At 40.0% G+C, this 22,312-nt stretch carries 23 protein-coding genes, 2 tRNA genes, 1 other RNA gene and 1 pseudogene; 14 read left to right on the plus strand and 13 right to left on the minus strand.

Features of this window, described 5'->3' with window-relative positions:
• Nucleotides 1-258: pseudogene (locus O3603_RS10530) on the plus strand (hypothetical protein); the annotation flags it as partial.
• 71 nt (nt 259-329) lie between these two features.
• Here O3603_RS10530 and O3603_RS10535 read toward each other — a convergent pair.
• Nucleotides 330-1,748: a threonine/serine exporter family protein gene (locus O3603_RS10535; protein ID WP_311454479.1), complete on the minus strand. Its 1,419-nt coding sequence runs from the start codon at nt 1,746-1,748 to the stop codon at nt 330-332.
• Nucleotides 1,749-2,151: 403 nt separating this feature from the next.
• Here O3603_RS10535 and sppA point away from each other — a divergent pair, with 403 nt between their 5' ends.
• From sppA to O3603_RS10560, 5 genes are all read left to right on the plus strand, one after another.
• Entirely contained in the window at nt 2,152-3,930 is a 1,779-nt protein-coding gene (sppA, locus tag O3603_RS10540; RefSeq protein ID WP_371522712.1) for a signal peptide peptidase SppA, read from the plus strand.
• Nucleotides 3,931-3,936: 6 nt separating this feature from the next.
• A complete protein-coding gene (gene lpxK, locus O3603_RS10545) occupies nt 3,937-5,115 on the plus strand; it encodes a tetraacyldisaccharide 4'-kinase (protein WP_371522714.1) in 1,179 nt (392 codons plus the stop codon).
• A complete protein-coding gene (locus O3603_RS10550) occupies nt 5,045-5,809 on the plus strand; it encodes a purine-nucleoside phosphorylase (protein WP_371522716.1) in 765 nt (254 codons plus the stop codon). Before lpxK ends, O3603_RS10550 begins: the two co-directional genes overlap by 71 nt.
• Before the next feature lie 99 nt (nt 5,810-5,908).
• The gene (locus O3603_RS10555; protein ID WP_371522718.1) at nt 5,909-7,018 is read left to right on the plus strand and encodes a thiamine-monophosphate kinase; all 1,110 of its coding nucleotides are present in this window, start codon (nt 5,909-5,911) and stop codon (nt 7,016-7,018) included.
• A 136-nt stretch (nt 7,019-7,154) separates the two neighbouring features.
• Nucleotides 7,155-7,227, plus strand: a tRNA-Phe gene (locus tag O3603_RS10560).
• A gap of 314 nt (nt 7,228-7,541) precedes the next feature.
• Here the strand turns inward: O3603_RS10560 and O3603_RS10565 are convergent.
• The 3 genes from O3603_RS10565 to O3603_RS10575 form a co-directional block, all read right to left on the minus strand.
• The gene (locus tag O3603_RS10565) at nt 7,542-8,669 is read right to left on the minus strand and encodes a metallophosphoesterase (protein ID WP_371522720.1); all 1,128 of its coding nucleotides are present in this window, start codon (nt 8,667-8,669) and stop codon (nt 7,542-7,544) included.
• A gap of 310 nt (nt 8,670-8,979) precedes the next feature.
• Nucleotides 8,980-10,329 (minus strand): MATE family efflux transporter, encoded by a 1,350-nt coding sequence (locus tag O3603_RS10570; protein WP_371522722.1) that lies wholly within the window; start codon nt 10,327-10,329, stop codon nt 8,980-8,982.
• A gap of 4 nt (nt 10,330-10,333) precedes the next feature.
• Nucleotides 10,334-10,474: a hypothetical protein gene (locus tag O3603_RS10575; RefSeq protein WP_009434072.1), complete on the minus strand. Its 141-nt coding sequence runs from the start codon at nt 10,472-10,474 to the stop codon at nt 10,334-10,336.
• Between the two features lie 172 nt (nt 10,475-10,646).
• On the opposite strand from O3603_RS10575, the gene O3603_RS10580 reads away from it, so the two are divergent.
• A complete protein-coding gene (locus O3603_RS10580) occupies nt 10,647-11,048 on the plus strand; it encodes an FKBP-type peptidyl-prolyl cis-trans isomerase (RefSeq protein ID WP_371522724.1) in 402 nt (133 codons plus the stop codon).
• Nucleotides 11,049-11,099: 51 nt separating this feature from the next.
• Nucleotides 11,100-11,525 (plus strand): hypothetical protein, encoded by a 426-nt coding sequence (locus tag O3603_RS10585; RefSeq protein WP_371522726.1) that lies wholly within the window; start codon nt 11,100-11,102, stop codon nt 11,523-11,525.
• Between the two features lie 77 nt (nt 11,526-11,602).
• Here O3603_RS10585 and O3603_RS10590 read toward each other — a convergent pair.
• The 5 genes from O3603_RS10590 to rnpB form a co-directional block, all read right to left on the minus strand.
• A tRNA-Cys gene (locus O3603_RS10590) sits at nt 11,603-11,673 on the minus strand.
• 196 nt (nt 11,674-11,869) lie between these two features.
• The gene (locus tag O3603_RS10595) at nt 11,870-12,055 is read right to left on the minus strand and encodes a FeoB-associated Cys-rich membrane protein (protein WP_155715902.1); all 186 of its coding nucleotides are present in this window, start codon (nt 12,053-12,055) and stop codon (nt 11,870-11,872) included.
• Nucleotides 12,056-12,074: 19 nt separating this feature from the next.
• A complete protein-coding gene (locus O3603_RS10600; RefSeq protein ID WP_155715901.1) occupies nt 12,075-12,482 on the minus strand; it encodes a YkvA family protein in 408 nt (135 codons plus the stop codon).
• Between the two features lie 21 nt (nt 12,483-12,503).
• A complete protein-coding gene (locus tag O3603_RS10605; RefSeq protein WP_009434198.1) occupies nt 12,504-12,932 on the minus strand; it encodes a hypothetical protein in 429 nt (142 codons plus the stop codon).
• Nucleotides 12,933-13,022: 90 nt separating this feature from the next.
• Nucleotides 13,023-13,407: RNase P RNA component class A (gene rnpB, locus O3603_RS10610), an RNA gene on the minus strand.
• 621 nt (nt 13,408-14,028) lie between these two features.
• On the opposite strand from rnpB, the gene O3603_RS10615 reads away from it, so the two are divergent.
• The 6 genes from O3603_RS10615 to O3603_RS10640 all read left to right on the plus strand — a co-directional run bounded on the left by O3603_RS10615 (nt 14,029) and on the right by O3603_RS10640 (nt 18,833).
• A complete protein-coding gene (locus tag O3603_RS10615; protein WP_371522729.1) occupies nt 14,029-15,501 on the plus strand; it encodes a S1C family serine protease in 1,473 nt (490 codons plus the stop codon).
• 171 nt (nt 15,502-15,672) lie between these two features.
• Nucleotides 15,673-16,536, plus strand: coding sequence for an RNA polymerase sigma factor RpoD/SigA (locus O3603_RS10620; protein ID WP_009434031.1), 864 nt, complete (start codon nt 15,673-15,675; stop codon nt 16,534-16,536).
• 21 nt (nt 16,537-16,557) lie between these two features.
• Entirely contained in the window at nt 16,558-16,977 is a 420-nt protein-coding gene (locus tag O3603_RS10625) for a hypothetical protein (protein WP_155715899.1), read from the plus strand.
• A gap of 1 nt (nt 16,978) precedes the next feature.
• Nucleotides 16,979-17,866, plus strand: coding sequence for a hypothetical protein (locus tag O3603_RS10630; protein ID WP_371522732.1), 888 nt, complete (start codon nt 16,979-16,981; stop codon nt 17,864-17,866).
• Between the two features lie 3 nt (nt 17,867-17,869).
• On the plus strand, nt 17,870-18,361 hold the full coding sequence (locus O3603_RS10635; RefSeq protein WP_371522734.1) for a S24/S26 family peptidase: 492 nt from the start codon (nt 17,870-17,872) through the stop codon (nt 18,359-18,361).
• Nucleotides 18,362-18,440: 79 nt separating this feature from the next.
• Nucleotides 18,441-18,833: a PqqD family protein gene (locus tag O3603_RS10640; RefSeq protein WP_314519344.1), complete on the plus strand. Its 393-nt coding sequence runs from the start codon at nt 18,441-18,443 to the stop codon at nt 18,831-18,833.
• A 652-nt stretch (nt 18,834-19,485) separates the two neighbouring features.
• Here O3603_RS10640 and O3603_RS10645 read toward each other — a convergent pair.
• From O3603_RS10645 to O3603_RS10660, 4 genes are read right to left on the minus strand one after another with little or no spacing between them, the layout of a single operon-like run.
• On the minus strand, nt 19,486-19,956 hold the full coding sequence (locus O3603_RS10645; RefSeq protein WP_371522736.1) for a DNA-binding protein: 471 nt from the start codon (nt 19,954-19,956) through the stop codon (nt 19,486-19,488).
• 24 nt (nt 19,957-19,980) lie between these two features.
• Nucleotides 19,981-20,175 (minus strand): hypothetical protein, encoded by a 195-nt coding sequence (locus O3603_RS10650; RefSeq protein ID WP_371522738.1) that lies wholly within the window; start codon nt 20,173-20,175, stop codon nt 19,981-19,983.
• Between the two features lie 15 nt (nt 20,176-20,190).
• Nucleotides 20,191-21,792 (minus strand): hypothetical protein, encoded by a 1,602-nt coding sequence (locus tag O3603_RS10655; RefSeq protein WP_371522740.1) that lies wholly within the window; start codon nt 21,790-21,792, stop codon nt 20,191-20,193.
• A gap of 33 nt (nt 21,793-21,825) precedes the next feature.
• On the minus strand, nt 21,826-22,038 hold the full coding sequence (locus O3603_RS10660; RefSeq protein ID WP_009011843.1) for a hypothetical protein: 213 nt from the start codon (nt 22,036-22,038) through the stop codon (nt 21,826-21,828).
• Between the last annotated feature and the right edge of the window lie 274 nt (nt 22,039-22,312).

The raw sequence follows: 22,312 nt of genomic DNA on the forward strand, positions 1-22,312 counted from the left end.
GGCGGCAAAGGTAAGAAGAATAAATTGAATGGGCAAGGAAAAAGAAAGAAAAAAGCCTCAACAATCGCCCCAACCAGCCTCACCCCCGACCCCTCTCCGAATGGAGAGGGGAGTAGAAAGTACTGTTTGCTAGGGATTTACAGCTATGAAGGAGGGGAAGAAATGTACCATTGGAATTATGTCTTTTGCATTCGTTTAAAAGATAAGTATCTCCTTTTCAAGAGAACACAAATAACTAACGCTGATTACACCTTATAATATATAACCCCCTTGACAGTCTGCCATTAAGCAATACCGACAAGGGGGCAATTATATATAAATGGTAGAACTTAGTCTACAACAAAGTTATGCAAGTCTACGAACTTACCACGCTGGCGGCGTTCCTCTATCATACGTGCTAACTTAGCTTTGCGATGTGGGGTTATCCATTTACGTGCAAAGATATTTGGAATAGCAACACCTAAAGCAATACAGAATAGAACTAACGAACCATTGATTGCATTAAAAACTGCAAAGGTTACTTCGCCTACTACACCTTGCATCTCCAAGAAACCATAAAGGGCACGATACATCAATACACCTGGTACAATTGGGATTACTGCTGGAATTGTAATACATTGATGTGGTGTATGCAATATGTGTACAGCCTTTATATTGATAATAGAAATAAGCGCAGAACCACAAAGCGAACCAACGATTAAGCCCATGCCCAATCCTATATTCCCCGTTGCTGGACCAAGATTGATAAAGTTACGAGAGCATACACAAATAATACCGCCAATAGCAATCCAAGGCATTAAGCGATAAGGAATATTGTAGATAGTGGCAAACCCCATAGCAGAAATAGCCGCAGCTATAGCATACTCTACGAAACTATGATGTGGTGTCATAGATAAGTCTTTCACAAAGTTGTCTATACTTCCACATTTGATTGCCATTGCAATACCAAACGCCATAGCAACGACTATGAGAAGTGTATTCATTGCTCGCACCAAACCTGTGTTGATATGATTATCTAATAAATCATTCACAGCATTGATCAACGGTACTCCTGGTACGATATACAATGCACAAGCCAAGAGCGGATGCCAAGGAGTGGACGTATAGAGTATTGGACGGAGAAATTCTGGTAAAACAGATTGTACACCAGGAGTAGACAAATAAGATGATAGCCAAGCGATAAGTGTACTAACAAAAGCGGCTAAAGCAAAGTTCGCATAAAGGTTAGAACCCGAATGATTGAGGAACATTCGTAATCTATTGCCCAATATAGCAGCAATAGAAGCATAGAAGAATGCTGTCCAATCACAACCGAACTGAATACAGAACCCACCACAAGCAAAACCTGCTCCGATAGCAATCATCCAATCAGTATAATAATGTCTACCATTGGCTATCTTGTCCAATTCCTCCTCATATTTATCAAGCGTGTAATCCTCTTGGATAGCTCGCCATGAGAGTTTTGAAACTTCCTGAATAGCAAGCATATTAATGACGTGTTTGTCACAACGTTGCATCTTTGAGAAACTATGAGTTTCGTCACTTACATTCACTTGAAGAATGTAATAGCCGATCTCCATGTGTAGATTCTCCTTGGGAAGCCCCAAATAAGCCGCCGTACGCTCCATATTACGCTTTACACGACTTGTATCTGCAGAACTCTCCATTAATATTTGCCCTGTCCTTAGGAGTAGATCCAACTTTCTACGAAGGATCGTTTTGGAAGATACCATCTGATTTTCGTCCATAAAAAACAATCTTTTAGCTTTTAAAAAACGGCTACAAAGTTACGATTTATAATCCATATAGGGAAATTACCATGCTATAAATCGGACATCAACCTAACTTTTCTTATCCTCGTTTTATTGTACTATAAGGCTCTTCTCTCAAAAGGTTGACCTTTTTTCCCAAAAAGGTTGACGTTTTCTGCCAAAAAGGTTAACCTTTTCCACCAAAAAGGTCAACTCTTTTCGACAGAAAGGTTAACCCTTTTCAGAAAGAAGGTAAAGGGTTAGGACTATGAAAGAACTTAAATTAAGAAAATAACACTTTTCTTCTTGACTACAATGTTATTAAGAAATCTTGAATTATTTGGCTGTTACATCTATTATATATATCTTTGCAAATGGTAAACCACAATTAGATACCTTTATGAAACAGTTTTTCAAGTATGTATTTGCTTCGTTTGTAGGAACACTCCTTTTCAGTATTATTATGGGGTGTTTTGCTTTTATCACAATTATTGGTATGATAGCCTCAACGCAAACGACAAACGAAATAAAAGATAACTCTGTCCTTGTTTTAAATCTGTCAGGTCAACTCACTGAGAGAAGTGAAGATAATAACATAATCAGTCAGTTGCAAGGAAAGATAGGAACTATTGGATTAGACAACCTCCTATCAGCTATTGACAAGGCAAAGAATAATAAGAACATTAAGGGAATTTACATAGAGGCTGGCGCTTTCACTGCTGATTCCTATGCATCTTTACAAGCTGTGCGGAATGCATTGGTAGACTTCAAAAAGTCTGGCAAATGGATTATCACTTATGCAGATATCTACACACAAGGAACATATTACCTGTCTTCTTCTGCTAATAAAGTATATTTGAATCCACAAGGTCAGATTGATTGGCATGGTTTATCGTCTCAGCCTGTCTTCGTAAAGGATTTATTAAAGAAATTCGGAGTAAAGATGCAAGTGATGAAGGTCGGAACTTATAAGAGTGCGACTGAAATGTTTACGGGCGATAAGATGAGTGATGCCAATCGTGAGCAAACTTCTGCTTACTTGAATAGTATATGGGGAACTATAACAAAGGATGTAAGTGCTACTCGTCATATATCCGTATCTTCTCTTAATGCTTATGCAGATAGTATGATTACATTTGCAGCACCTACAGATTATCTCAAATATAAACTTGTTGATGGTTTGCTTTATACTGACCAAGTAAAGGCTGTTGTTAAGAAACAGCTAGGTCTTGATAAGGACGATGACATTAACCAAGTGTCAATTGACGATATGCAAGGTGTAGAGGATGAGGAGAATGATAATAGTGATAATCAAATAGCCGTTTATTACGCATACGGAGACATTGTTGATGGTGCTGCAGGAGGTCTATTTGCACAAGGTCATACGATTGATGCACAAGTTGTATGTAAGGATTTAGAAAAACTTACTAACGATAAAGACGTAAAGGCTGTAGTCCTTCGTATTAACTCTGGAGGTGGGTCTGCTTATGCTTCAGAACAGATTTGGCATCAAATAATGGAATTAAAAAAACAAAAGCCTATCGTTGTAAGTATGGGAGGAATGGCTGCATCAGGTGCATATTATATCTCAGCTCCTTCTAATTGGATTGTGGCAGAACCAACAACACTTACAGGGTCTATTGGAATCTTCGGAATGTTCCCCGACTTTAGTGGCTTATTAACAGAGAAACTTGGTATTAAGTTTGATGAAGTAAAAACCAATAAGTTCTCAGGATTCGGTACCCAGGCTCGTCCTTTCTCAGAAGAAGAAATGGCATACTTAAACCAGTATATCAACCGTGGTTATAAGCTCTTCCGCCATCGTGTAGCAGAAGGTCGTAAGAAGACTGATGATCAAATTGAAAAGATTGCGCAAGGTCATGTTTACTCTGGGCAAGATGCAATGAAGATTGGTCTTGTTGACCAACTAGGAGGATTAGATGTAGCCATTATGAAGGCGGCTCAATTAGCAAAATTATCGAACCATAGTATAGACTCTTATCCTGCACAAAAGAGTATGTTTGAACAGATAATACAGGAATCAACACCTAACAATTATCTTGATGAACAATTACGTGCAAACTTAGGAGACCTTTATGAGCCATTCACACTATTGAAGACGCTCAATCACCAGAGTGCTATTCAAGCTCGTTTACCTTATTATCCTAACATCCACTAATAGTCTATGGAAGGTGACCACATTAAAATAAACAAATGGCTATTGCCTTTCAGTTGGCTGTATGGGCTTATTGTGGGTATACGTAACGAGTTATTTGATTTAAATATACTCAAGACAAGGAGCTTCGATATACCTGTTATATCTGTTGGTAATATTACAGTTGGAGGATCTGGCAAGACGCCTCATGTCGAGTATCTTATCCGCCTCCTTCAAGATAAAGTAAAAGTAGCAGTTCTCTCACGTGGCTATAAACGTAAAAGCCATGGATACGTGTTAGCCAATGCTGACACACCAATGAGAGAGATTGGGGATGAACCCTATCAAATGAAAACAAAGTTCCCTAATATCCATGTAGCTGTAGATAAGAAAAGATGTGAAGGTATTGATAACATAACTTCTGACCCTGAAACCAATGACACGGATGTTATTCTACTGGATGATGCTTTCCAACACCGATATGTAAAACCTGGTATAAACATTCTTCTAGTGGATTATCATCGTCTCATTATCTATGACAAATTATTACCAGCAGGTAGACTTCGTGAGCCATTATCTGGGAAACATCGGGCAGACATCGTTATCATTACAAAATGCCCCAAGAGTCTTAATCCAATAGATTATCGAGTGCTCAGTAAAGCTATGGAACTCTACCCTTTCCAGCAACTCTACTTCACAACTCTTGATTATTGTGATTTAGAGCCTATATTTAAGGAAGGAGAAAATATACCTTTAACAGAGATCAGAGGTAAGAACATTCTATTGCTCGCAGGTATTGCGACTCCTAAGCATTTGGAATTAGATTTAAATACATATACAGGAAATAATGCTCTGACAATCTTATCTTATCCTGACCATCATTCTTTCACAACGAAGGATATCAATAAAATTAATGAGACCTTTGCACAAATGGAAGAACCCAAATTAATAATAACAACAGAGAAAGATAAAGCAAGACTTATTGATATAGAGGGGTTATCCGAGGAAGTAAAAGACAATATATATACACTCCCTATCAAGGTTAGATTCATGCTTGATAAAGAAGAGACATTTAATGAAAAAATAATTTCTTATGTACGAAAAAAATCAAGAAACAGCATCCTGGCTAAGAGAGAGGATGACAACAAGTCCAAAAACAGCCATCATTCTGGGCACCGGCCTAGGACAATTAGCTTCAGAGGTAACTGATAGCTATGAATTCTCTTACAAAGAGATACCCAACTTCCCTATATCTACAGTAGAAGGGCATGCTGGTAAACTGATTTTTGGTAAGCTTGGTGACAAGGACATCATGGCTATGGAAGGACGTTTCCATTTCTATGAGGGATACGATATGAAACAAGTAACTTTCCCTATACGTGTTATGCATGAGTTAGGAATCGAGAACTTATTTGTATCTAATGCTTCTGGCGGTATGAATCCAGAGTTTAAGATTGGTGACTTAATGATTATCACTGATCACATTAACTTCTTCCCAGAACATCCTTTACACGGAAAGAACTTCCCAACTGGACCTCGCTTCCTTGATATGCATGAGGCTTATGATCACAAGCTCATACAAATGGCTGACGAGATAGCAAAAGAGAAGAACATCCGTATAGTACATGGTGTTTACATGGGTGTACAAGGTCCTACCTTCGAAACACCAGCAGAGTATCGTATGTATCATAAGATGGGAGCTGATGCTGTTGGTATGAGTACCGTGCCAGAGGTTATTGTTGCACGTCACAGCGGTATTAAGGTCTTTGGTATTAGTGTAATTACAGACTTAGGTGGCTTTGATGTTCCTGTTGAAGTTAGTCATGAGGAAGTACAGGAAGCAGCAAACATGGCACAACCACACATGACAGAGATTATGCGCGAGATGATTAAGCGTTCATAATAATAGATACATAAATTTACCTGGACGTTCTTTATCATATATATAATAAGGTGTAGATAAAGAACGTCCAACATTTATCACTAAGTTTTTTGATAATAAATGGAAATTAAAGATCTCGGTAAGTTCGGTCTTATAGAAAGACTGACAAAGAACATTGTCCCCCAAAACGCCTCCACCCAACAGGGCATAGGAGATGATGCTGCCGTACTGAATTACTCCAATAAGGAGGTTCTTGTAACATCAAAGATGTTTATGGAGGGGGTTCAGTTCGACCTTACATATATCGATATGGAGCATTTGGCTTACAAAGTAGCTATGGCAACAATGAGCAATATATTTGCAATGAATGGTCAGCCACGTCAACTCATCGTTTCATTAGGCTTAGGAAAACGATTCAAGGTTGAGGATATCGAATTGTTCTATGCTGGTTTAAATAAGGCATGTGCTAAATGGAACGTCGATATTGTTGGTGGGGATACCAAATCATCTTATACTGGTTTTACTATCAATCTCACCTGCATTGGAGAAGCCTCCAAAGAAGACATAATCTATCGTTCTGGTGCAAATGAGACGGATCTTATTTGTGTAACAGGCGATTTGGGTTCTGCCTATATGGGCTTACAAATCCTTGAAAGGGAAAAGTCTGTCTACTATCAACAAGTTGAGGAATATAATAATAAGGTAAGGGAGGCACAACGGAACAATGACCAGGCTCGATTGAAAGCCTTACAGAAAGAACGTGTTGCTATTGATGATTTCCAACCCGATTTTGCTGGAAAAGAATACCTCATTGACCGACAGTTGAAACCAGAAGCACGTGGGGATGTCTTGCAACAACTACGTCAAGCAGGAATCCACCCCACTTCAATGATTGATATTTCTGATGGTTTAGCTAGCGAACTTAAGCATATTTGTCAACAAAGCCACTGTGGGTGTAGGGTCTATGAAAAGAATATTCCTATTGACTATCAAACAGCAGTAACCTGTGAAGAGTTCAATATGAATCTCACAACTGCGGCTTTAAATGGAGGAGAGGATTACGAACTACTTTTCACTGTTCCAATCGGTGACCATGAAAAGATTGATAAGTTAGAGAATATCAAGCAGATAGGTTATATTACAAAGGAAAGTCTAGGTAACTATATCATCACACGTGATGGTAATGAGTTCGAATTGCAAGCACAAGGATGGGCAGTAAAGGAAAATTAAGTTATCTGTTAAAGGATTAAAATTGTAAGGAAAATCCTTAGAAAGGTTTGGAGGTCTCAAATAAAAGCACTACCTTTGCATCGCAATTCAGAAATAGCAACAATGATAGCTAAAGTATGAGTAGTAAAAACATGATGGTGCCATAGCTCAGTTGGTAGAGCAAAGGACTGAAAATCCTTGTGTCCCCGGTTCGATTCCTGGTGGTACCACTCCTCCTTTCATCAGGGCGGTTCTCGTAAGAGGCCGCTCTTTTCGTTTTACGATCCTACCATAAAGAGTACATTAAAGATTTACAAAATACTCGAAGACAACACGAGATTCTTAGAAGAGGATTGATTTCTTATTGCGTCTATTATCTTATTCAAGTTTGATAGATTCCTATCGTAGCCCAACTATAAATTTCACTTTATTTGCTGTTATAACTATCTCTTATAGAAGCACTCGCATAAGCAAATAATTACGAGTACAAGAGGAAGGATAGTTATAACAGCAAAATCGATGAACGCTCTCAAACTAATAATTTCTACTTAATCTCGGCCACCACATATTCAGAACGTGTACCAATGCGGAACTTACCGCCCCAAATACCGATACCTGAAGAAACATAATACTGTGTATTACCCTTTTGTAAAGGACCAAAAGCATCTTCATAGATCCTATCCTCTATCCAACTAACAGGCCAAACTTGACCATAATGTGTGTGCCCTGATAACTGAAAGTCAACTCCTGCTTGCTCTGCCTCCTCCAAATGATAAGGCTGATGATCCATCAGAATAGTATAGTAGCCCTTTGGTGCTTTTTGCAACAACGTCGATAGACTAGCACGACGCCTATTTGTTCTATCGTCACGCCCCACAACAAGCAAAGTATCACCATCAGTCAGAGATACAAGCGCATGATTATCTATCAGCAAATGAATCCCCGCATCCTTATAAAATTGCTTTGCACGAGGCTCTCCACTATAATATTCGTGGTTACCAAGACAAGCATAGACGGGTGCATTAAGTTTCTTAAACTCCGCAGCCATATTCTGATCAAGTAATGCACGAATACTTCCATCAATAATATCTCCAGCTATAAGTATCGCCTCCGCATGCTCAGCATTCACTTTGTCAATCCATTTACGGAACTCCTTCACACGATTGTGATAACCTAAGTGCAAGTCCGTAAGCATGACTATTCGATGTTGTTTGTGCATTGTCTTCGCTGAATTTAAAGTCAATGGCACACGCTCTTTATGTAAGTAATTCAGATAACCATAAACGAACAGCCCCACAATGATAACAAGCACAGAAGTCGTCCCTATCCAACTATTGCGCAGAAAGGTGGGCGGAACGAGATGTGCAACTTTTCCTAAATCGAGGATGAGGAACAACATCATCAGATACAAACCAATGAAGAGGGATGAATTGCCCACTTCGTAAAGTATTGTTGCAACTGACATCGGCAACCGATCTATAAAGAAGTGGGCAAAAAGACTAAGGAAACAGAGGAGCAACGCTCCTGTTATCACCCATTTACCAACATTACTCAAGGGCAATAATTGCCAAACGTGCCAACCAACATACCCACAACCTGTTAAGAGAATGAGGGCAAAAACAACTATCATTGTTACATTCATACTTCTACCTTTGTACTTTACTTTTACCATTATTTATATTATAACTTAGTCGTTATTTATATCTTACTTTAATCGTCAAATGAACTTATACTTAAACTGCAATCGTACTTATACTTAATCGTCCATCATACTTATACTTAGACTGCTATCCTACTTTAAGTTAGAGTCCGATATTCTACACGTTTGTATAATCAGTTATACACGTTTGTATAATTAGTTATACACGCCTGTATAATTCGTTATACAAACGTGTAGAACTCGGTAAGTCTTGTTGAAGTACGATTGAACACTAACTTAAAGTATGGTTGACACCTAACTTAACCATCTATCTCACTTATCCTTAGACATCAATCTTAGTGAAAAAGCGCATCCAAACCATCGAGGCTAATCCTCTCATCAGTAGGAAAGTAAGGAAGGCAAGCCACAATGCCTCATTCGCAAGATTCCCCCTAAACCCTAAGTAAACAGCGAAGAACGATAGCATGGCAATGACCGTTGAAAAGAGCATACCCTTCGTGTCAGTAAGTCCGATGAATACTCCATCAAGGATGAAAGCCGTCACACCTACAACAGGAATAAAGCAAGCCCAAGGCAAGTAAGGTCGTGCCGCCTCAACGACAGCGGCATCATCCGTAAGAAGATGTAAGAATCCTGTTCCACCTATCACATATAACCCCGTGAACATTAGGGTCATCAAGCCGCCAAACGCAAACAAGCGTCGTATCGTAATTCGCAGTCCTTGCTTATCTCCAGCACCATAATACTTGCCACTCAAGGCTTCCCCTGCATAAGCAAAACCATCCATGACGTAAGAGAAGATAGTGAACAAGGTCATCAACAGCGTGTTTACAGCCAACAGCATTGTACCTTGTTTTCCTCCCGCCGAAGTAAAATAGAAGTTAACGGCTATCAAACACAAGGTGCGAAGAAAGATATCTTTATTGACAAGAAAGAAGTCAATCCACGCTCCTTTCACGGCAAGAATGTGAGTCAAGCTAGCCCAAGTAGATTGCCCTAAGCTCGTTACTTTTCTTGCCTTATTAATCTTACTTACACGCTTCCACGCACTTAATAATGCCACAAGGAAACCAATCCATTGAGCGAGCAACGTTCCTGTAGCTACACCCGTTATCCCCCACCCCAAAGCAAACACTAAGGATAAAGAAGTAAGAATATTCACTATATTCTGTAAGATGGCTACGACCATAGGTGTACGTGTGTCCTGCATCCCAATGAACCAACCTGTCAACCCGTATAAGCCCAACATTGCTGGTGCACCCCAGATAACAATGCGGAAGTAAGTTGCAACATAATCCCACGAGGCTTCAGGTGTATTCATCAAACGTAATAAGCCCCATTCCAATCCTCTTTGAGCAAGGATGAACGATAAACCGAAAGCAAGTCCAATGGTTAAGCTACGCACCAATATGCCAATACATTCCGCATTGTCCGCACGTCCAAAGGCTTGAGAAGTCATCCCACTGGTTCCCATTCTTAGGAATCCAAGTAACCAGTACATCACATTGAAAATCATTGTTCCAACGGCAATCGCACTGATATAGGCTTCATTGCCAATATGCCCCACCACCATAAGGTCAACTAAACCTAACAGCGGCACCGTGATATTACTCACAATGGAAGGTAAGGCTAAGCGGAGTATCTCCTTATTCTTATCGTCCAATCGCATCATTGTTTCACTCACGAATATAGTCTTTCGCTACAAGGTCGTAATATAAAGCTTCCAACTCAGCCAAGGATAAACGTTCTATGGAATGTTCTAACACGCGGATAAGCTCCATCCGACGAGTTTCATTCTCTACTCTATCAAAGTTCATAAGATTTCTTTTCTATATTATATCGTTGCTCTTCCTATTAGAAGGGACAACATGACATACTAACTTACATTGCTATATACACGCAGAATGAGTCGACAAAAGTAATTGAATTAATTGTGAATTCAAAAGATATTAGGTAATTTTGCGTACATTAATGTATTATTAAACCATTATGGGAAAGAAACAGGAATACAAGCAAAAGAATGAGGAATATCTGAAAGAAGTTAGTCAGCGGGAGGGAATAAAGGTTCTTCCTCATGGTATTCTTTACGAGATAATAAAAGAAGGAACGGGCGAAGGAAAGGTGCAGTCACGTTCTATCGTGACTTGTAATTATCGTGGGAGCCTCATCTCTGGTAAGGTTTTCGATGATAGTTGGCAAAGGGGAGTGCCAGAGGCATTCCGTGTTAACGAATTGATTACAGGCTTTCAAATAGTTCTATGCGCCATGCATAAGGGGGATCATTGGTGTGTTTATATCCCTTATCAAGACGGATATGGTACGAAAAGAGACGGGGATATTCCTGCCTTCTCTACACTAATCTTTGAGATTGAACTCATTGGGATAGGTTAAGAACGTAGAGCGGAAAGTAATCTTCAATTAGCTTTTTAAAATACAATGTCTATGTTGCTTAAAACATTCATTGGTTCTTGCATTGCGTTAATATCCTTCTGTTCTTGCAATTCAAAGTCGACTGTCGGGAACATGGCAGGAGAATACCACTATATATATAAGGTGGGAAAGGGGATGAGTGGGAGTTGCCGTCTGACACTATGTAAGGACAGCAGTTTCAGTTACTCAGAACATTTCGACCTCATGTATTCAAGTGGTAAGGGAGTATGGGAACTAAAGAAAGACACGATAACCTTAATGTTTGATAATCCGCCTTATAGCATTTACGAGGCACTAGCAGGCGGAGAGACTTTTCGTGGAACTTGGACTGTGCCCGTCATAAGAAGAAACAAAGTGCAAGTAAAGAATATAATACTCGTTAAGGAGTTGCACTTAACGAAGAAGTCATCTTATCTTGAGACGAAGAAGAATAATTAATTCACATTCGGATATGCGCTGCACCCTATCATCAATCGGCACAAAAAAAAGACTCTCATCATTGAAAGTCTTCTTTGAGGTGCCTAGCGGAATCGAACCGCTCTACATGGTTTTGCAGACCATTGCCTAACCTCCCGGCCCAAGCACCATTGTTGTTAGCAAAGGAGTATCTTGCTTTGCGTGTGCAAAGATAAGTACTTTATTCGGTTTAACCAAACTTTTCAAGATTTTTTTCAATGCCTTATAAGAAAATCATCCTTACGTTGCATTGCTCAATACTACTTAAAGGGTATTAAAAAGAGGACTCCAGCTAATGGTTAACTTGCGAAGTCCTCCGTTTCTAATTACTTAAAGCATACAGGCTTCTTGCGCCCTTTCAACTTCCGCTTAGCTTTGAGTTGGTCGTGGATAGCACATCCAGCGCAACCATGACAAGGGTCTTTGGCAGTTTGAAATGTTTGCCAAACTCTATAACCCACATAGGCTAGAGCCGCAAGAAGGACTATTGCTAAAACAATATATTGCCACATATCCTCCTCCTTCTATCTCTTAAACAGGAACGTTCGTATCATCCTCAGCAAATGGATCTTCAGAGAAGTTTAGCTCATCCTCATCAAACCATTTAGAGAGTTTCTCCTTTGCTTTATCCTTTAAGTTATCGTCAACTTGACTCCAAACCTTCCCTAAAGCATAGAGAAGAACGGCGAGGTCGTCAGCTAAACCAGCTATTGGTATTGCATCGGGAACAACATCTATAGGAGAGATCAGATAACCCAAAGCCCCAATGATGATGGCTTTGTCTTTCAATGAGACCTTGTCACTCTGCATGAGATAATAAAGAATCAAAGCTATATAAACCAACTTAGCTCCTGCTCGCTTGGCTATGCGTTGTATCTTCTCAATAAAGTTCTGCTGTGAGAACTTGTCCTTGTATTTCTGTAAATCAGGTATTTCCATATTACAATTATATTAAAATTATTACTTAAAGGCTATCACTTTGTCAACGTATGCTTTAGCTTCAGGATAATCTTGATTAGCACGACGAACACGACTACGAACAACTGCCTTCATGATTACTCTATAGATTAAGAAGAGCACCAAACCGACAGCTATTGCCGCCAAAACATTCCACACGCCTTTAAAAGGTAGTGAGTCGTCAGGGAAACCAGACATTACGAGGATTGGCAAACATAATAAGATGCCAGCTACAGTATAACGTGAACGTTCGGTCCCCTCGCTATCTAAAGCTGCTTGATAATCAAACAAATAATCTGAAAGAACCTCTTCGCTAACCTCTACTGGACGTTGAGGGAAACCTGCTTCATCCTTATGATTCCTTATCTTATTCTCTACAACGTGCTGGAAGTCATCCACTACAGTTACATATTGTTCTTCTAAATCTTTCATGAATAAACTTGTTTTTTAGCTAATGTCACACTCTCACCCACGCTAATCTTCTATAAAGGAAGATTAAAGGAGCATATTTGATAAAAAAGATAAAGCAGTGTTCCTATAAGCCGGGTTCCGTCTCTTCCTCATCTTTCGATAAATAGGAAGATGCCTGTCATTTATCTAGTTTACAAGTCACCTTGTAACTCAAGCATTCTACCCTCCGTTGTGCTAACGCTTGGGCGGGCAGCCCTCAAACAACGGTTTACATGAACTTGCAGCTCCTGAACGGTACAGCCAGACGATCACCCGCCTGCTGGTAGTCTCTTACACTACCTTCTCACCCTTACCACTATTAGAAGTGGCGGTCATTCTCTTCTACCTTCATCTACTGTCACCAATAGCTTCTACTTTCGGAAGCAGGATGCCCTATGCTGCCCGGACTTTCCTCTCGTACCTTTAAAGGATACCAGCGACAGAGCCGGAACACTGCCTTATCAGGGTTACAAAGATACTATTAAAACATGGAACGGGCAAAATATTTTGATTTTTTTCATATAAGTAGAAGGGCTCACAAACTGTAACTACATTGCATATCACTATTCAATAGCATAAGAAAAGAGCATATTCTTTACCTTTGAAGGTACTCTTTTCACATGAAAGAAAGCACCTTTTATAACCTTACAAAGCATCTTGTAATATACATCAGATTGCCTGTTGATTATCAGGATGTTATAACCTTAATGTAATTATCCCTCCTTTTTCTCCTTAGAAAATCATATAGAAGAAAGGGAGCAAGCCTTTTGATGATACTTACAAAGAGTTATTACCTATAGTTATTATTAACTAATTTGAAAGAATTAATAACGAATTGAAGAAGAGATAACAGAAAAAAAGCGTTGAAACTGAACGAATGTAAATTTATCAATTCTTCTAATTAAGAGCCGTTAAGTAGCGAAATTAAAGTGTTAAAATCGGATAAAGATAACTGACAAAATAACCGATTTACACAATTTGCACCTATATTTGCACCCACAAAAGAAGTCTGATGGACATTCCCCACAATGCCAATTTGACAGATAACAAAGTTACTAATAAATAAAAGAATAAGTATATGAAGAATTTATCAAAGTATCTGGCTGGTGCAGCATGTGTTACTGCTCTTGCCTTTTCCACTAGTGCTTTCATCAAAGTATATGCAGCTGAAGCACCAGTTGTAGCTCCAGGTCAACCAGTAGACCTCACTTATGCAGCAGAGAAAGCACTGCCTGCTGTAGTGCATATCAAGTATGTACAAAACTCTAAGACACAGACAGTAGACGTTCAAGATGACCCATTTGGAGGCTTCTTCGATCCATTCGGTTTCTTCGGCAACCCTAATCAAGGTAACGGAGGTTCACGCAAACAGAAGATTCAGACACCAAAGAAAGAGGCAACTGGTAGCGGTGTTATTATTTCATCAGATGGATATATCGTAACGAACAACCACGTGGTTGAAGGTGCTGACGAATTGACAGTTACCTTAAATGACAATAGAGAGTTCTCTGCACGTATCGTTGGTGCTGACAAACAGACAGACCTTGCCTTATTGAAGGTAAATGCGAAGAATCTCCCTACTCTACCGATTGGTGACTCAGATAAACTAAAAGTTGGAGAATGGGTAATCGCTGTTGGTAACCCTTATAACTTAAGTTCTACTGTTACAGCTGGTATCGTTAGTGCAAAATCTCGTGGCTTAGGAGCTTCTCAAAATGGTATCGAGAGCTTCATTCAAACTGATGCTGCTATCAACCCAGGTAACTCTGGTGGTGCACTAGTAAATACTCAAGGAGAACTGGTTGGAATCAACGCAATGCTTTACTCACAGACTGGTTCTTATAGTGGTTATGGTTTCGCCATCCCAACAACTATAATGAATAAGGTGGTTGATGATATTAAGAAGTATGGTAGCGTTCAACGTGTAACCTTAGGAATTCAAGGCGGTGACGTTCTCAACTATATCAACGCACAGAAGGAAGATGGTAAGAATGTAGATCTTGGAACGAATGAAGGTGTATATGTTGCCGAAGTAATGTCAGAGGATGGTAATGGTGCAGCTCTAGGCTTGATGAAGGGTGATGTTATCACAAAGTTTGATAACCAAAAGATAACTCGTATGTCTGAACTTCAACAGGCACTCAATGGTAAACGCCCTGGTGATAAGGTTACAATAACTTATCTACGTAATAAGAAAGAAATTACAAAGACAATTACATTGAAGAATGCGCAGGGTACTACAAAGATTATCGAGCAAGCTGATATAGATGTTCTTGGTGGTCAGTTCCGCCCAGTAACAGAGGCTATGAAGAAGCAATTGAACATCAACTATGGACTTGAAGTACTGAAGGTTAATAACGGTGCGTTGAAGTCTGCTGGTATCAATCGTGGCTTCATCATCCAGAATGTCAATGATAATATGGTTAAGAGCATTGACGACTTACAAGGTCTCGTAAAGAAGGCTTCAACCAGCAAAGATCCAGTACTCTACATACAGGGTATTTATCCAACTGGCAAGAAAGCATACTTCGCAGTACCATTGGGTGACTAAGCTTTTAGCTATAGTCTTTTGAGACAATAAAAGATAATCCTCCTTTCTCCTGAAAATAACCATGAGAAAGGAGGATTTCTATCTATAATAAGGTAATATTTTCTATGTTTTATTTGTTCAGCTCATTGAATTTACGTAAATTTGCCATCACTTTAGTTAATGCCAAACAACATGAGACAATTGAAAATCACAAAATCGATTACGAATCGAGAGAGTGCTTCTCTTGATAAGTATCTTCAAGAAATCGGTCATGAAGAAATGATTAGTATTGAGGAGGAAGTTGAACTTGCTCAGCGAATACGAAAAGGTGACCGTAAGGCTCTTGAGCGGCTAACTAAAGCCAACCTACGCTTCGTTGTCTCTGTGGCAAAGCAATATCAAAATCAAGGATTATCGCTTGCCGACCTTATCAATGAAGGTAACTTCGGTTTGATAAAGGCTGCTGAGAAATTTGATGAGACGCGCGGTTTTAAGTTTATCTCTTATGCAGTGTGGTGGATTCGACAGAGTATCTTACAAGCTATTGCAGAACAAAGTAGAATCATTCGATTACCCCTCAATCAAGTTAGCTCGGTCAACAAGATAAACAAAGTGCTAAACAAGTTTGAGCAAGAAAACGAACGAAGACCAAGCATAGATGAGATAGCACAGGATACAGATATTCCTGAAGAAAAGATAATTGAAGCTTTTAAAGTAAACACGCATCATATCTCTGTTGATGCTCCTTTTCATGATGACGATGAAAGTAGTTTATTGGATGTTATCCCGAATGATGCAATTCCATCTACTGACAAATCTTTAGTGGAAGAAAGCTTACGAGCAGAGATTGGTAGAGTGTTGGATATCCTCGAAGATAGAGAAAAGAAAGTCATTGAGGCTTACTTCGGTATCAACCAACGAGAGATGACCTTGGAAGAGATTGGAAGTAAATATGGACTGACACGTGAACGCGTAAGACAAATAAAAGAGAAAGCAATAAGACGATTACGTCAACAAACAAATAGTAAAATACTCAAGGCTTATCTTGGGCAATAATATTAATATAGAAATAAGAAAATGAGACTTCGCCAACTATTAATCGTCACAGCTCTTCTTGTGGGATGTGTAATTAACGGTAATGCAAAAGGATATAGACCAGCAAAGATTTACATGTTTGGTTTTGCTGCTTCTTTTAATGATTCAACTGTCTATCTAACGGATATTCAAACAGTAAATGCGTACTTGGTAAACAATAGAACTAAGTTCTTGGCTAATCGTGAAGACTATTCTTATCAATTACGCAACTATTTACAAAGTAATGGTTTGGAGGCTTATCCTACTTGTATAACAATGTTCGCAGAGAACGAGAAAGATGCTACAAAGAAGTATCTTAAACTAAAAGAACGTTACGAGAAATCGAAAAAGAAATACTCCATCAAGAGTTTAAAAGATAGTCAGTTTAAGTACACGCCTGTTGAACCCGACCAACAATCATAAAATGGACGTAAACAACTTTAGAGTAGCTGACCTTGATGTACAGATTACATTCCGTGATACAAGTATCAACGGAATGCACTTATTACGCTCGTTTGAACCTTTTAGAGTCAAGGAAGAAGCAGACAAACCTTTCTTTCGTCTTATTGTTGATGATTCAATAAGACCTGTACCCAAAGAGCAACGCAAACGTATTCGTGCCTTTGACACAGGTAATGGAGATACCATTGTTGATCGTGTTGAAGACGGAAGTTATCAGTACATCATCAAAGATATTAGTGGTGCTGATTGCTGCTTACTTAAATGTAATAAGGATTTCAGCGAATGTTATTGCGCCTTGAATGGCAACACCAATATGCGTACATTCGGTCTTAATAATGCACTGATGCTCATCTTCGCATTTGCAGGTGCGCAACGAAAAGTCTTGCTTATCCACGCCTCCTTAGTACGCAATAATGGCTATGGATATGCTTTTATAGCAAAGAGTGGAACGGGAAAATCAACACAAGTCAGCATGTGGTTGCGTCATATTCCAGGTAGTGACCTCATGAATGATGATAATCCCATTGTAAGACTTATTGATGGAGAAGCATGGATCTATGGAAGTCCTTGGAGTGGGAAAACTTCTTGCTATCGTAATATTAAAGCTCGCTTAGGTGCAATCACACGTATCGACCGAGCTAAAGAAAACTCTGTCGACAAGCCCTCTCCTATTGAAGCATTCGCTTCTCTCCTCCCTTCTTGCTCTAGCATGAAATGGGATTCAGCCATCTACAATGCTGTTTGTGATACTATCACTAAAATAGTTGAGACTGGTCGTATATATACTCTTCACTGCTTGCCAAACAAAGAAGCAGCGGAGGTTTGTCAACGCGCAATAGCAATTAAATAAGGAATGTCGACTAAAAAGCCAATCCTCACAACAACTGAGATTCAATTTGCAAATGCTGATTTAATCCCAGAAGTCGTTAAGATCTTAAACGAAGGACATAATGTAACTTTGCGTCTTCGAGGATTCTCTATGCGTCCATTCCTTGAGAATGACAGAGACAAGGCATTACTGGTAAAACCTTCAAGTATAAAGGTTGGCGATCCAGTCCTTGCCGAGATAAGTCCAAAACATTTTGTTCTGCATCGTATTGACCAAATAGAAGGAGAGAATATCACGCTTCGTGGTGACGGAAATCTCGGTGTTGAACATTGTAAACAAGAAAACATCGTTGGTGCAGTCATTGGTTTTTATAGAAAAGGACATAAGACCATGGATCGTACTGACGGGTGGAAATGGAAGTTATATAGCAAACTATGGGTAGGTTTACTTCCCTTTCGTCGTTATCTCCTTGCCGCCTATAGGCGATTGTGGATTCCATTGTTCGGACCAATCTAAGCAAATGACAAAGTTCCTTTCTCTATCCAATCAAACAAATAAGGCTAAGACATTAACTCATAATAAGTAATCAACAATAATGAAAGTAAAGAATGGCTTTAACCTCCGTGAAGTCTGCGGAGAAAATATCATAGTTGCAGAAGGAGATGAGAATATCGACTTCAGCAATATCATCTCTATGAATGAGAGTTCGGCTTACTTATGGCAAGAAGTGCAGAAACTAGATAACTTCACCATTGAAACTCTCACCCAACTCCTTTGTGAACAATATGAGATTGATGAAGCAACAGCTAAAAAAGATGTAACAACACTTGCTACGCAATGGGCTGCAGCTGGAATCATTGAGGGTGAGGATATGCCTGAAGTAAAAGTAGAGATGACACAAGACAAGAAAGATATTGAACCAAAGAAGGAGCAAGAGACCAACGAAGAAGGAAAGAAGAAAGGTTTCTTTAAGCGTATCTTTGGATAGATAAAGGATTAGACTCAAGCCAGACCAAGACTAGCTTATATATAATAACGACTCATTTACATTCCCTTTCGAAAGTAAATGAGTCGTTATAGTCTTTCTTATATCACCACTATTTGCTTAGGTATATAAAAAAAACGACCCGCACATTTGAGCATCGTTGAGAGGCTTGGCGGGTTCTCGCACTGCAAATATACACAAATTATCCAAATTACACAAACATCTTTAAAGAAAGGATTATAAACTAGACGTTTTAATCAAAATAAATTGTTTTGAACATAGAATTGTGTTCCTCTGTTTAAAACAAAAGCCTCACCCCTTTTGGTGCCCCCCTCTCTGGAGGAGAGGGGCTGGGGGTGAGGCAGTATGCCACGAGAGCGAGAGAACCAAATTAATACACTAGTTTTGAAAGACATTAATTTCACAATTAATATAATCGATTGTCTTATTACAGAACGATTGATACCCTAAATCAATCTTAAATGCTCCCGTGGTAAAAAAGAAAGCCGCCCCTAAAAGGAAGCCTCCCCAAGCCCCTCCAAAGGAGGGGATGTCCTTATTGCATACAGTTTGAAATAGCCAAATATATATGAGCGGACTTAGGGACATCCCCTCCTCCGGAGGGGCTTGGGGAGGCTTTCTTGGGTGGGGGGCATTACCCTGCCTGCGGTCCTGTGTGGTCTTCACTCCCCTCTCCATTCGGAGAGGGGGCGGGGGTGAGGCTTTTTTGTTTCTTCCTCGCAGGGTTATCCACATCCACCTGCAACTCCTTTAACGCCTTGCGCACCGGACTCTTCCAAGTCAATGTCAACCTCGGAGCTTTAAGGCTCTTGGCGCATACATCTTTCTCGTTTTCTTCCATCTTTGAGGGCACGTTCACACGCAAAGAGAAAATGTCACCGAGGTCTAAGCCTGTTCCCATGCGTGCACATTCAAGGATTAGATTGCGAAGCGTGATAATCACGTTCCGTGCATCACCCTCCGTCAATGAGGTTTCACGAACAATGCGTTCCAACACCATTTCGGGTGAGATCTTCTGTTGACCTTTCGGTACGGCGATATACACCGTCTTACCCTTCATTTTTCCCATTGTCGCCTTACGAGGCGCAACTTTGAATTCAATCATTTTGATTTGGTTTTTAATTAAACATTAGATTAATATATCAACATCATTTTGATGTCTTTTTTCATGTGTTTTATACCCAGCAGTTGGGTCATCTCGTACCCAGCTGCTGGGTAGCATCGTACCCTGCCCGCTGGGTAGACCCTTACCCATTCGCTGGGTACGATCGTACTTATTCGCTGGGTACAACTCTACCCATTCGTTGGGTACAAAACAGACCACGAACAATCGCAATGACTACTTGAATGTTGGCTCGACCCTGAACGGGTTGTAGCGACCGCTGTAGTGGTACACCTCGACGTAAACAGGGGAGAAGCGCAGGTCATACGCGGTGTAGTTGTTCTCCGGGTAAGCACTTGACGACCAATAGAAGCCGCGGAAGCCAACGTGGTTCAGCCTACCAGAGTCGTAGGTACCCAAGGCGGGCAGGTAGAAATAATTGTTTGCATCGGCTGCGGAAGGAAGAGTATGAGATACAAGCCAGCTACCATCGTTTCCATTTGTACGCCAGTCTGTGCCGTCGACAGATTTCTCGGTGTTATAATTACCTTCTGCCAGTAAGACTGACTTCTTCTTAAGCCACACACCACCTTTATATAAATGACCCATGGTAGTCCATAATTCGTCTTCATCCCAACGAGAATCGCCGTACTTTGCGTACCACGTCATCTCGTTGACATTTGGGAGAGTAGCGCAACTCTGAGTAGCATCGAAGCGACCTGAACCACCGCCCTCATGATACCAACGATGGTTAGCGTCGCTACTGCTCTGGGCGTAGTTTGATGAACTGTTATTAATAAGGGTTGGCTGACCTGTGTCTCCTGGCAAATGCTTTGTCCATTCGTAACCATACCAATATTGTTGCTGAGCATCCCACATGTAATAATGGTCACCGTCGTAGTTCTTTATTTGCAGATCAGCTTCCATGTTGACATATTCATTCTTTGCAAAGGTGTGAGAAGGAATGATCTTGGTAATAGTTCCCTCTACGTGTGTCGCAACATCCTTTACCCAGTAGCGGATTCGTAAAGTGTGTGTGCCAGGCTTAATAACCATGTAAGCACCATTGGTCGTTAGGTTAGCAGAATTGTTTGTCAAAGGGAAGCCATTAGCATAAGTACCACTACCTTTGGTTTCAAGCACAATCTGCTTTCCGTTACCTGTACCTGTTAATGCACCTGCACCAGTATCTGCAGTTGGATCAAGTGTATAGGTAGAGGTAGATGCGATGTCATTATCTGATGTTACTTCTATCTTCGTGAGATAGCAATACTTTAGTACATCATTGCTTGTATAAGGCTTAAAAACAAGGTAGGCAGCCTTGTGGTCGAGTGCGAACTCAAACTCGTGGCTTGTAGCGTTGCGTGTTGCCTTGGCTATACCGCAATCGCCTGATACACCAAAGTGAGCGGTGGTGTTAGGCTCTGTTTGCTTTTGCTTATTGGAGATAGTTACTTTATCTTGACTACCATTCTTGCCAGGATAATAAACTTCGTATGAAGATTTGGCGGTGTATTTACCAGGCATTAAAAACTTGAAAGAGGCTGTCTTGCCTGTTGGCGAGTTGCTACTTTGCTTCCAATTGCCGCTATCATCCTTTACCCAAATCTTATCGCCTGCTTCCCAATAGAATTTGCCATCTGCCTCCATGGTTGTGCGTGTTGCAGGTTCGCCAGTGCTGAATGCTGTTAAACCTTTATCGTCAGTGGAGGTTTTGCCGTTCTGCGCTAAATCATCATTAGCACAAGAGGCAAAGGCAAAGGCTAATGTTAAACCACACACGACCGCCAAAGATGTTAGTCGTGATATGAATGAATGTCGTTTCATTGTTTTCTTCATTTTTACTTAGTTCTCTTTGTTAATAACTCTCTGTTAGTCTTCCCAAGCGGAAAAATCGTCTTCGTTCTCATTGTCAGCTCCCTGCCATGCCGGTGCTTGCTTAGCACTACTGATGGTTCCTCCAGGTGTTGCTGGGTTATGCTGACCATTAAAAGGAGACCCCGCCATTAAATTAGTGGTTTCGTTTACCTGAACTATTACGCAATTAGGTGCAGAATAGTTCTTCTTTTGTTTCTTTTTCTCCATTGTTTTATTGATTAAAAATAGTTGTTATTTCGTGCTTAATTTTTCTATATTTCGGTTTAGGTACGGACACAAAAAAAGAACAAAGGAAACTCCTAGAAGTCCTTTGTTTACAGGGTTTACGGCACGCTTCACGCGCGCGTACGCGAGAAGAAAAAATGTGTAATTTACGCCTGCTCTACTAGAGAGAGAGAGAGAGTATACAATTATTTGGAACTACCAAATAATTTGCTATCTTTTTCTCGATTATTTTTCTCTCCGTATTCAATGATTCAAA

Origin of the sequence: Prevotella sp. 20925_1_30 (assembly GCF_041433025.1) — a bacterium.
Taxonomy (GTDB): domain Bacteria; phylum Bacteroidota; class Bacteroidia; order Bacteroidales; family Bacteroidaceae; genus Prevotella; species Prevotella vespertina.